Genomic DNA, 521 nt, shown 5'->3' on the forward strand with positions numbered 1-521 from the left:
ACCACGGTGTGATTCATGACTGGGGTGAAGTCGTAACAAGGTAACCCTAGGGGAACCTGGGGTTGGATCACCTCCTTACCTTAAGATGTCGTGTTGTTGAGTGTTCACACAGATTGCCTTGATTCAAGTTTAGAGACAGTACACGAAGTGGGTCTGTAGCTCAGGTGGTTAGAGCGCACCCCTGATAAGGGTGAGGTCGGTGGTTCGAGTCCACTCAGACCCACCACTTCGATTACGGGGCTATAGCTCAGCTGGGAGAGCGCCTGCTTTGCACGCAGGAGGTCTGCGGTTCGATCCCGCATAGCTCCACCATACTTGTACTGAATTTTGCGAGAAGCAAAAGCCATGAATTGGACAAATGTTCAGTATATGTCTTTGACTTCTTTATGAAGTTTGCTCTTTAACAATCTGGAAAGCTGATTTAAAAAGTAGTTCTCAAACATTTGTTACAAGTGCTTTGGAAACTTCTTGGCGAAAACCAAAATTTATTTTGGTCACCTTCCTTCGGGAAGAAAGTTGTA

At 45.9% G+C, this 521-nt stretch carries 2 tRNA genes and 1 rRNA gene; all 3 read left to right on the forward strand.

Annotation, left to right across the window (positions count from 1 at the left end):
* Positions 1–78 (forward strand): 16S ribosomal RNA (locus tag ACLHZ1_RS20580); the annotation flags it as partial.
* A 71-nt stretch (positions 79–149) separates the two neighbouring features.
* Positions 150–226, forward strand: a tRNA-Ile gene (locus ACLHZ1_RS20585).
* A gap of 10 nt (positions 227–236) precedes the next feature.
* Positions 237–312, forward strand: a tRNA-Ala gene (locus ACLHZ1_RS20590).
* Positions 313–521: the final 209 nt, after the last annotated feature.

Origin of the sequence: Aeromonas sobria, assembly GCF_050266975.1 — a bacterium.
GTDB lineage: Bacteria > Pseudomonadota > Gammaproteobacteria > Enterobacterales > Aeromonadaceae > Aeromonas > Aeromonas sobria_B.